The sequence below is a fragment of the Streptomyces niveiscabiei genome (assembly GCF_001419795.1).
Lineage (GTDB): Bacteria > Actinomycetota > Actinomycetes > Streptomycetales > Streptomycetaceae > Streptomyces > Streptomyces niveiscabiei.
In genome coordinates this window covers 1-10,912 of the sequence record NZ_LIRL01000443.1, presented here as the reverse complement: position 1 = coordinate 10,912, position 10,912 = coordinate 1, and the positions used below count along the sequence as shown (strand labels likewise).

Annotated in this window: 3 protein-coding genes and 2 pseudogenes; all 5 read right to left on the bottom strand. The window is 73.8% G+C overall.

The window, feature by feature from the left end; genetic code table 11:
* Positions 1 to 204 (bottom strand): annotated as a pseudogene (locus AOK24_RS21590) (alpha-L-fucosidase); the annotation flags it as partial.
* Positions 205 to 375: 171 nt separating this feature from the next.
* Positions 376 to 1,482 (bottom strand): SGNH/GDSL hydrolase family protein, encoded by a 1,107-nt coding sequence (locus AOK24_RS21585; RefSeq protein WP_055721710.1) that lies wholly within the window; start codon positions 1,480 to 1,482, stop codon positions 376 to 378.
* A gap of 89 nt (positions 1,483 to 1,571) precedes the next feature.
* Complete coding sequence (locus AOK24_RS52305) at positions 1,572 to 3,122, bottom strand: cellulose binding domain-containing protein (protein WP_276206848.1); 1,551 nt, start codon at positions 3,120 to 3,122, stop codon at positions 1,572 to 1,574.
* 241 nt (positions 3,123 to 3,363) lie between these two features.
* Positions 3,364 to 10,134, bottom strand: a complete 6,771-nt coding sequence (locus AOK24_RS21575; protein ID WP_107104010.1) for a non-ribosomal peptide synthetase — start codon at positions 10,132 to 10,134, stop codon at positions 3,364 to 3,366.
* Positions 10,029 to 10,721, bottom strand: a pseudogene (locus tag AOK24_RS50925) (condensation domain-containing protein); the annotation flags it as partial. The pseudogene AOK24_RS50925 and the gene AOK24_RS21575, both read right to left, overlap by 106 nt.
* Positions 10,722 to 10,912: the final 191 nt, after the last annotated feature.

The window sequence follows — 10,912 nt, the reverse complement described above, 5'->3', positions numbered from 1 at the left end:
GTCCTGCATCCAGCGGATCTTCTCGTCGGGCTGCTGCTCGACGCCGAGGTCGGGCCGGGGGATCCGCAGCGGGGGCAGGGGCAGCGGCTGCGGCGCGGCGGCGGCGGCGCGGGCGGGGGTCGCCAGGGCCGGTGGCACCACGGCGGCGGCCGTCACGGCGGCCACGCCGGTCAACGCCGTGCGGCGGCTGATCGGTTGGGACACAGCTCTCTCCTGACTCCGGACGCGACCTCGGACATGGGATGTATTAGCGGGTGCACAGGGGGTGGTTGTCCATAACCGGGGCAGAAGTCGCCTTGAAACAGTGGTTCTTGTGCGGCTCGTTTCCGCCCCGGGAATGCTTGACATCCGATGTATCGGCGGGGGCGGGTGTCGTCACCAGCCTGTCGGCAGGCCGGAGAGGAAGGGGGTGAGCCGGTCGGCGATCAGGCGGTCGTCGTGGGCGGAGTAGTGCCAGTCGCAGCCGAGGAAGTCCAGGCCCGCGTCGTCGAGGAACCAGTACCGCACCCGGCTGTCCCCGGCGTCGTTGCGGGCCCTCACCACCTGCTGGACCTGGGCGGCGTACTGGCCGGCGCCCACCGCCACGATGGTGGTACCGGCGCCGTAGCGGGCGCGCAGCTTCTGGACGAAGTCGCCGTAGGCGGCGCGGTAGGCGGACGCGAGGCTGTCCGGTGTCCAGCGTTCCCCGGGGTTGATGGCGGTCGAGAAGTCGTTGGTGCCGAGGTTGACCACGACGACCTGGGGGCGCCAGGTGCCGGGGTTGTGCCAGACGTCGCCGGGCACGTTCAGCAGGGCGCGGTCGTAGTAGGTGCGGTAGCTGACGTCCGGCGACCCGCCGTTGTAGTTGCGCACCATGCCGAGGCCCGAGTAGCCGTTGACCTGGTAGTCGGCGCCGAGGCGCCGGGCGGTGAGGGCGCCGTAGCTCACGTCGGTGTTGGTGGTCCTGCGCACCTGGTCCCCGGTGCAGGTGCGGGAGGTCGAGAGGTTGCCGTAGCCGACCGTCAGGGAGTCGCCGATGAACTCGATCTGGCGGCTGCGGGCAGCGGGCTGGGCCAGGACGGCGCCGCCGGGCGCGGCGAGGAAGCCGCCGAAGGAACTGGTGGTCCAGGGCGTGTCGTTGCGTTTGACGAGGCGGACGGTGTGCGTGCCGTTCGCCAGGCCGTTGATCCAGCGGGTCGTCCTGCCGGGGGTGACGAGCGTGGCGACCGTGGTTCCGTCGATCTGGACGTCGTAGTCGGCGGCCGGGTCGTCGAGGACGACGCCCACGCCGGTGCCGCTGACGCGTCCTTCGAAGTAGACGCCGGGCCAGCTGTAGCGGTACGTGCCGCCCGCGTCCTGGACCCGTCCCGCCGTGTGCACCTGCGCGGGCCCCGCTGCGGCGTGGGCGCCGACCGGCAGCGCGGTCAGCAGGGCGGTCGCCGCCGCGAGCACCGCCGTGCGCATCCGGTGTCGCGGGCGCGGGGTCTTCGGGGTGATGGTCATGTGGGGGGTCTCCTCGCTGTGTGGGGGGTACGAGTCGCGGTCCGGGTCCGGGGCGGGTGTGCTCCGTCCCGGACCCGGGGGCGCGTCGTTCAGGTGAGGGTGCAGACGGCGGTGCCGGGCAGGCCGGTGGAGTCGCCGGTGGCGTTGAAGCCGAAGGTCGCCTTGCCGGAGGGCGGGATCGCGGCGTTGTAGTCGGCGTTCGAGCCGGTGACCGAGGAGCCCGACTGCGTCAGCTGGGCGCTCCACGCGGTCGTCACCTTCTGGCCGCCGGGCCAGTTCCAGCCGACCCGCCAGCCTCCGCTGGTGGCGGTGCTGGTGTTGGTGACCGTCACCTCGCCGGTGAAGCCGCCGGACCAGGAGCTGACCACCCTGGTGGTGGCGGTGCAGCCGGAGCTGCTCCCCGAGCCCTGCGTGGTGGCCGGGACGGCGACCGAGGCGGCGGACGTGTCTCCCGCGCTGTCGCGTGCCGTGACCGTGTAGGTGTAGGAGGTCGCGGCGGTCAGGCCGGTGTCGGTGAAGGTCGTGCCGGTGGGGCTGCCCACCGGCTGGCCGTCGCGGTGGACGGTGTAGCCGGCGGCGCCGGGCGAGGCGCTCCAGGACAGGGAGACGCTGGTGGCGGTGGTCGCGGTCACCGCGAGGTTCGCCGGCGCCTCCAGTGACCCGCTCCCGCCGTCGCCGGTCGTGTAGCTGACGCCGGTGTACGGCTGGGGGCAGCCGGAGGCGCAGGAGCCCGGCAGGGCGAAGGTGTACGTCCGGCCGCCCTGGACGAGCCGGTCGTCGGCGTCACGGACCCGGACGGTGTAGGCCGAGCCGCCCGAGGAGTTCGGGCCGATCGTGTACTGCTGTCCCAGGTCGCTGACCATGGTGGCCGGCGTCCACGCGGTGCCGTCGTAGTACTCCACGCCGTGGATGCCGTTGGGCAGGCGGGTGACGTCGATGGTGGGCCACCAGGGGGCGGCGTTCTGGACGAAGCCGATCCCGATGTCGCCGGAGTAGCCGGGTGCCGGGATGAACGACCAGGAGACGTGCCGGTTGTTCCAGCGGCCCGGGTACATGTCCGTCACCGGCCGCCCTCCGAGTTGGAAGGCGTTGAGCGAGCGGGTGGCCAGGTCCAGGTGGTACGGGTCGTCCCGGCACCAGGCGTTGGTGTCGCCGCAGCTGTCGGCGACCAGCATGTCCAGGGTGGCGCCGTTGTACTGGTCCGCCGTCCAGTTTCCATTGCGGCAGAACGCCTGGCCCGCAGCGCCGTCGTTGACGCCGGTGCAGTAGTCGCCGATGGTCACGCGGACCCAGCGTCCGCAGTTGTGGCCGTTGGCGAACAGTCCCATGCGGGCGGCGTCGCCGGAGGGGATCGGGCGCGCGGTGGGCTGACCGGTGTAACTGCCCGGCGTGTTCCACACGTTGAGCGCCACGAAGTGCTGGGACTCCAGCTGTGCCTGCGGTACTCCGCACCCGCCGTACGGTGCTCCGAGGCCGTCGAAGTGCGTGGCGTTGCCGGTGGTGTCCGCCGCGTCCGCGAGGGCGGCCCGGGTGGCCGTTGCGGCGGCGGGCGGGGACGACAGGCCGGACAGGAACGACGAGAGAAGCAGGAGCACGCCCAGCACCGCGGTGCGCAGTGATCGTCGGCGGGTGGTGATCACGGTGGCCTCCCTGGTGCCGGGCCCGACGGCCGGCACGTCGACGGTCCCGACCTCGCGATTCCCGCGCCTTCGGTCGGGTTCATGCCAATCATGCGGCCGGAACCGCTCCCGGTCACGCCTCCTGTACCCACTATTTGGGAGCGCTCCCATTGGATTGCTCAGGCAACCGGTACCCGTCCTCGAAAGCGCCTCCACGGCCGCCACCGTGACCGGGTGGCGGCCGTGACAGAGACCCGAGCCGCTACGACCGGGCGGGCGGCGCCAGCAGCCCGGCGGCCACGAAGTAGGCGAAGTACCGTTCGAGGATCTCGGGGCCGACCTCCGGGACGTCCCAGCCGGCGTCGGCGAGCCCCGCGAGGAGGTTGCGCCGGTCGTAGCGGGTGGGAAGGTTGCCCGGCGCGGCGCTGGTGCCGCTGCCGAGCAGGGCGACGGCGTGGACGGACCCGGTGCGGGAGACGGGCGTCTCGGCGGCGGCGTTCTCCACGCGCTTGCGCCAGACGGACGGGGAGACCCGTTCCATCGGGTACCCGAACTCCTGCGCGTGGTCGAGCACCGCGTCCGCGGCCGTCCCGGCGGGGGCCGCGATGTTGTAGGACCGGCCGTCGGGCCGCTGGGTGAGGGCGAGGTGGACGAAGGCGCGCGCGGCGAAGTCCACCGGCACCAGGTTCTGCCGTTCGACGGTGCCGTCGTCGCGCACGGGCCGGGCCCCGATCTCGGCGCAGGCCCGCACCTTGTGCCAGAACGCGTCGTCGGGCCCCATGGCCCCGGTCCCGCTGTGGCCGCTGATCCGGGCCAGCCGGTACGTCGCGGTCGGCATGCCGCGGTCGCGGGCCAGCCGGCCGATGCCCTCCCCGACCCACTTGGTGCACACGTAGCCGTTGGTACCGATGGCGTCCGGCGGGCTCAGCCAGTCCTCGGGCAGCGTGTCGGGGTCCTCGCCGGGAGCGGCGGCCAGGGTGCCGACCGTCGAGATCTGGTGCACGGGCTTGATCCGGTGGCGGGCCGCGAGGCGGAACACCTCCTGTACGCCGGAGACGTTCGCGGCGCGCAACTGCCCGTAGGACTCCAGGTGGTTGACCCGGGCCCCGTTGTGGTAGATGACGTCGATCCGGCGGGCGAGGTCGTCGAACCGGTCGGCTGGCAGTCCGAGCAGTGGCTGCGCGAGGTCGCCGGGGACCGGGACGATCCGGGCGGCGAACCGGTCGTCCCACAGGCCGTAGCGTTCCTGGCCGCGCCGCAGTCGCGCGAGCGCGTCGGCCGGGGTGGCGGCCCGGACCAGGCAGTGGACGTCGGCGGTGGTGCGTTCCAGGACCTCCCGGAGGATGAAGGCCCCCACGAACCCGGTCGCCCCGGTCAGCAGGACGGCGTCCGGCGCGGCGGGGTCCGGGGTGTCGTAGCCGTCCGGCGCGGTGATCGACGGGTCGAGGGAGATCTCGGCGGCGAGGTCGGGCAGCGCCTGGGTCTCGGTGTGGGCCGCGTCGTCCGTGCCGAGCAGGGCGTCCAGGGCTGCCGGGGTCTCGTGCTCGAAGACCACGTTCAGGGGGAGGGCCGTGCCGAAGCGCTGGTTGATCGCGCGGACGAGCCGGACCGTGAGGAGCGAGTGTCCGCCGAGTGCGAAGAAGCCGTCGTGGAGTCCGGCCTCCCGCACGCCCAGGGTGTGGGCGAAGAGGTCGCACAGGGTCCGCTGGCGTGCGGTGAGCGGCTCGTCCCGGGGTGTCCGGTCGCCGGGTTCCGGGGCCGGCAGGGCGCCTTGGTCGACCTTGCCGTTGGGGGTCAGGGGCAGCCGGTCCAGCAGCACGATCGCCGAGGGCACCAGGTACTCCGGGAGGTGCTCGCGCAGGTGGGCGCGGAGGTCGTCGGCCGACGCCCCGGTGTCCCCGGGCTCCCCGGGCTCCCCGGTCTGCTTGGTGACGGCGTAGGCGACGAGCCGTCGGTCGCCGGGCCGGTCCTCCCGGACGATCACCTTGGCCTGTGCCAGCCGGGGGTGGGCCGCGAGGGCCGCCTCGATCTCGCCGGGCTCGATGCGGAAGCCGCGGACCTTGGCCTGTTCGTCGGCGCGTCCGAGGAACTCCAGTTCTCCGTCGCGCCGCCACCGCACCACGTCTCCGGTGCGGTACATCCGCGCCCCGGGCGGGCCGTACGGGGCGGCGACGAACCGTTCGGCGGTCAGGCCCGGCCGGCCGAGGTACCCGCGGGCCAGCCCCGGTCCGGCCACGTACAGCTCGCCGGCCACCCCTGTCGGCACCGGCCGCAGGGCGGCGTCCAGGACGACGGCGTGGGTGCCGGCGATGGGCCGGCCGATCGGGGGCGGGGTCGGGCCGGTCGCGGAGAGCGGCCCGCTCATGGTGGCGCACACCGTGGCCTCGGTCGGGCCGTAGGCGTTGATGAGCCGCCGGCCGGGCGACCAGCGTTCCACCAGGCCGGGCGGGCACGCCTCGCCGCCGACCACCAGGGTCGTCGTCGAGGGGACGTCGTCGTCGGCCACGGCCGCCAGGACCGACGGGGGCACCAGGGCGTGCGTCACGGCGAGCCGCCGGTCGGTGAGGGCGCTCAGGGGTTCGGCGGCCGGGGCCAGGACCAGGGCGGCGCCGGACAGCAGGGCGTTGGTGAGGTCCCAGAACGACGCGTCGAAACTCGGCGAGGCGAACTGGAGGATGCGGCTGCTCGCGTCGATGGCCAGCCGTTCGACGGTGGCCGTGTGGAGGGCGCCGACTCCCGCGTGGCTGACCACCACGCCCTTGGGCCGGCCGGTCGAGCCCGACGTGTAGATCACGTACGCGGGCTGCCGGGCGTCCAGCGTCACCTCGGGGGCGGTCTGCGGGTATGCCCGCGTCTCGCGCACGGTGCGTGGGTCGTCGACGATCAGGGCGGGGCGGGCGTCGGCGAGCATGAACTCGATGCGTGAGCGCGGGTACTCCGGGTCGACCGGCAGGTAGGCCGCGCCCGCCTTGAGGACGCCCAGGACCGCCACGACGAGTTCGGGCGAGCGGGGCAGGACGAGCGCGACGATCTGCTCGGGGCCCACCCCGCGCTCGCGCAGCAGGTGCGCGAACCGGTTGGCCCGGCGGTCGAGTTCGCCGTAGGTGAGCGTCACGTCCCCGGCCGTCACCGCGACCGCGTCCGGTGCCAGGGCCGCCCGCGCCTCGAACGCCTTCGGGATGACGAACCCGGTGTCGTCAGCGGGCGCGTTCAGCAGGCGTGCGCGTTCGTCGTCGGTGAGGACGTCGATGTGGGTCACGGCCGTGTCGGGGTCGGCGACGACGGCTTCGAGCAGGCGCGTCCAGCGGGCGACCAGCGTCTCGACGGTGTCGGGGTCGAACAGGTCGGTGGCGTACTCGACGGCTCCGGTGATGCCGCCGGGGCCGCCGTCGGGCCGGTGGCGTTCGCGCAGGTTGAGGACGAGGTCGAACTTGGCGGTCCGGAGGGGCATGGGCACGGTGGACACGTGCAGCCCCGGCAGGTCGAACTCGCCGAGCGGCACGTTCTGGAGCGCCAGGATCGTCTGGAAGAGCGGGTTGTACGACAGGGTCCGCGCGGGGTTGAGGGCCTCGACGAGGTTGTCGAACGGCATGTCCTGGTGGGTGTACGCCGCCAGCGCGTTCTCCCGGACGCGCCCCAGCAGTTCGCTGAACGTCGGGTCGCCCGAGGTGTCGGTGCGCAGCACCAGGGTGTTGACGAAGCAGCCGACCAGTTCGTCGAGTTCCTGGTCGGTGCGGCCGGCGATGGGGCTGCCGACGGGGATGTCGGTGCCCGCGCCGAGCCGGGTGAACAGGGCCGCGAGCGCGGCTTGCAGGACCATGAACATGCTGCTGCCGGTGCGCCGGCACAGGTCCGCGAGCCCGGCGTGCAGGTCCGGGCTCAGGTCGACCCCGGCGATGTCGCCGCGGTGCGACGCCACCGGTGGCCGGGGCCGGTCGGCGGGCAGCCGGATGTGCTCGGGGAGTCCGGCCAGCTGCCGCTTCCAGTAGGCGAGTTGGCGGGCGTACAGGCTGTCGGGGTCGGACTCGTCGCCCAGCAGGTCGCGCTGCCACAGCGTGAAGTCCGCGTACTGCACGGGCAGGTCGGGCCAGTCGGGGGCCAGGCCCTGGCAGCGTGCCGCGTAGGCGGCGGCCAGGTCGCGGGCGAGCGGCGTCATGGACCAGCCGTCGCTGGCGATGTGGTGCACCAGCACCTGGAGGACCTGCTCGTCGGGGCCCAGGGTGAACAGTTCGGCGCGCAGCGGCATCTCGGTGCCCAGGTCGAAGCGGTACTGCGCCGCCTCGGCCAGCCGCGCATCGAGGTCAGCGGCGTCGGTCTCGCTCACCCGCAGCGCGGGACGCGCCTGGCCGGCGTCCAGGATGCGCTGGTGGGGTACGCCGTCCACCTCGGCGAACACCGTCCGCAGGCTCTCGTGCCGTGCGACGACGTCGGCGAGGGCCGCCTCAAGGGCGGTGCGGTCGAGGCGGCCGGACAGCCGCAGGGTCAGGGGGACGTTGTAGGTGGTGCTGGGGCCTTCGAGCTGGTAGAGGAACCACAGGCGGCGCTGGGCGAACGACAGGGGCACCCGCTCCGGGCGCCGTGCCGGGGTCAGCGCCGGGCGCGCCGAGTCGTCCTGGACGAGGAGCTGGGCGAGGCCGGCGACGGTCGGCGCCTTGAAGACGTCCCGCGCGGAGAGTTCGGCGCCCAGCAGTGCCCGGGTCCGCGCGACGAGGCGCATGACCAGCAGCGACTGGCCGCCGAGCGCGAAGAAGTCGTCGTCGACGCCCACCCGGGGCAGGCCGAGGAGTTCGGCGAACACCCCGCACAGGACTTCTTCCTGGGGGGTGCGCGGCGGGCGCAGCGTGACCAGGGCGGTGGCGTCGGGTGCGGGCAGCGCCCGCCGGTCCAGCTTCCCGTTGGCCGTCAGCGGGAGGGCCTTCAGCACGACGAACGCCGTCGGGACCATGTAGTCGGGCAGGGCGCGCATCGCGAGGTCCCGGACGGACGCCGTGTCCAGGTGCGCCGTGCGGGCGCCGGCTGCGGCGGGGACGAGGTAGGCCACCAGGGTGCGGCCGGAGCCGGGCCGGTCCTCGCGGACGACGACCGCCGTCTGCCGGACGTCCGGGTGGCGCAGGAGGGCCGTCTCGATCTCGCCCGGCTCGATGCGGAAGCCGCGGATCTTGACCTGGTCGTCGGCCCGGCCCAGGTACTCCAGCTGGCCGTCCGGGCGGCGCCGTACCAGGTCCCCGGTGCGGTACATCCGTTCGCCGCCCGGTTCGAAGGGGCAGGCCACGAAGCGGCCGGCGGTCAGACCGGGGCGTCCGGCGTATCCGCGGGCGAGGCCCGCGCCGGCGACGTACAGCTCGCCCGGTACTCCGGCGGGGACCAGGCGCAGGGCCGTGTCCACGACGTACAGGCGGGTGTTGGCGACCGGGCGGCCGATCGGTACGCCGTCGTCGGTGTCCGGGTACACCCGGCCGCCGGTGGCGTCCACGGTGACCTCGGTCGGGCCGTACAGGTTGTAGACCTCGACCGGCAGGAGCCGGGTCACGCGGTCGACGACGTCCTGGGGCAGGGCCTCGCCGCCGCACAGCACCTGGCGCAGGCTCGTGCAGCGGGCCGCGTCCGGCTCGTCGACGAACACGTCCAGCATCGACGGGACGAACTGCACGCACGTCACCCGCTCGGTGGCGATGAGTTCGGTGAGGTAGTGCGCGTCCTGGTGGCCGCCGGGCCGGGCGAGCACCAGCCGCGCGCCCACCGTCAGCGGCCAGAACAGTTCGATCACCGAGCCGTCGAAGGTGACCGGTGTCTTCAGCAGGACCCGGTCGTCGGGCGTCAGCCGGCAGGTCCCCTGCAACCAGCGCACGTAGTTGGCGAGGCCGCGGTGGGGGACGACCACGCCCTTGGGGCCGCCGGTGGACCCGGAGGTGAAGATGACGTACGCGGGGTGGGTGTCGCGCAGGGGGCTGGTGCGGTCCTCGTCGGTGGGGCGCGTCGCCGGGAGTGCGGCCAGGGCGTCGGTGGTCTCCGGTGCGTCGAGGACGGTGACCGGGATGCCGGCGTCGGCGGGCAGGGTGCCGGCGGTCGCGGTGGTGGCGAGCGCGAGGCGGGGGCGCACGTCCTGGAGCATGGCGGTGATCCGGTCGGCGGGGTGGTCCGGGTCGAGCGGCAGGTAGGCGGCGCCGGCCTTCAGGACGGCGAGGGTCGCGACCATCATCCGTACGCCGCGCGGGACGGCGATCGCGACGATGTCCTCCGGGCCCACCGACCGGCGGGTCAGCCAGTGCGCGAGCCGGTTCGCGCGCTCGTCCAGCTCCCGGTAGGTCAGCGGCTCTTCGTCCTCGTCGGGGGCGGCCAGGGCCACCGCGTCCGGGGTGCGGTCCACCTGGGCCTGGAAGAGTTCCGTCCAGCCGCCGGCGAGCAGGTCGTCCGGGGCGCCGGTCCGTTCCGCCAGCAGCAGCCGGCGTTCGTCCTCGCCGAGGAGGTCCAGCTGTCCGGCCCGGGCCCTGGGGTCGGCGACGACCTGCTCGACGAGGCGCTCCAGGCGGGCCGCCAGGTCCGCCACCGCCGGTTCGTCGAACAGGTCGGCGCGGTGGTCGAGCCGCAGCAGGAGCGCGGAGTCCGGTACGACGGTGAGGGCCAGGGAGTAGTGCGGGGAGTCGCCGCCCGTGGTGGTGACGGTGAGTTTCGCGGCCGGGGTGGAGTACTCCTGGCCGGCGTGCGGATAGTTCTGGAAGACCATCACCGTGTCGAACAGGTCGCCGCTCGTGCCGGTGCCGGCGAGGGGCTGGATGTGGGAGAGGCCCAGGTGCTGGTGGGGCAGGAGGGCCGCCTGTTCGCCCTGGAGGCGGGCCGCGAGGTCGCCGACCGGTTCGTCGGCGCGCAGCCGGACCCGCAGGGGGAGGGTGTTGATGAACAGGCCGCCAGCCGGCCGGTCAGGGCCTCGGGGAATCGGTGGGTGACCAGGCCGCGCCGGACCGCGCTGCGGGCGACCTCGTGCCCGGGAGCGAGCAGCGTCGGGGCGGGCAGTCCGGCCAGCGCCCGGCTCCACGCCTCGGGGGCCGCGTCCCGGTCCTGGCCCGCCAGCCATGCCACGTAGGCGCGGTAGGAGGGGGCGGGTGCCAGCCCGGTGTCGTCGCCGCCCCGCTCGTACAGGGCTGTCAGGTCCCGCACCAGCAGGGGCAGCGACCAGCCGTCCCACAGGATGTGATGGTTGGTCAGCACCAGGCGGTGGCGGCGCTCGCCGAGGCGCAGCAGGGCGAATCTGACCAGCGGCGGCCGGGCCATGTCGAAGCGGGTCCGGTACTCCTCCCGTGCCACGGCGCGCGCCTGTTCCTCGGCGGTCTCCGCGTTCTCGTGCGAGACGTCGAGCTCGCGCCAGGGCACGGTGACGTCCTTCGCCACGACCTGTACGGGGCCGCTCGCGCCCATCGTCAGGAATCCGGCCCGCAGGTTGGGGTGCCGGCGCAGCAGCGTCACGGCGGCGGCGTGCCAGGCGGCGGGGTCGGTCTCGCCCTCCAGGTCGATGCTCATCTGCCGGTTGTAGACGTCACCACCCTCGGCCTCGTACTCCGCGTGGAACAGCAGCCCTTCCTGTAGCGGTGCGAGCGGCCAGACGTCCTCGATCCCGAATTCCATGTCCGGTCCTTTCGTGGGGGGAGGGGGGTGCGCGGGCGCGGTCAGTTCCTGGGGTTCAGGGCGCGCCAGACGCTTTCGAGATCGTCGATCTGCCGCTGGTCGAGGGAGACGAGCGGCATGTCGGAGGGGGTACGGCCGCCGGCGTCGGGGTGGCTCGCGCCGGTGACGACGGTGGTGAGGGCGGTGTGCCA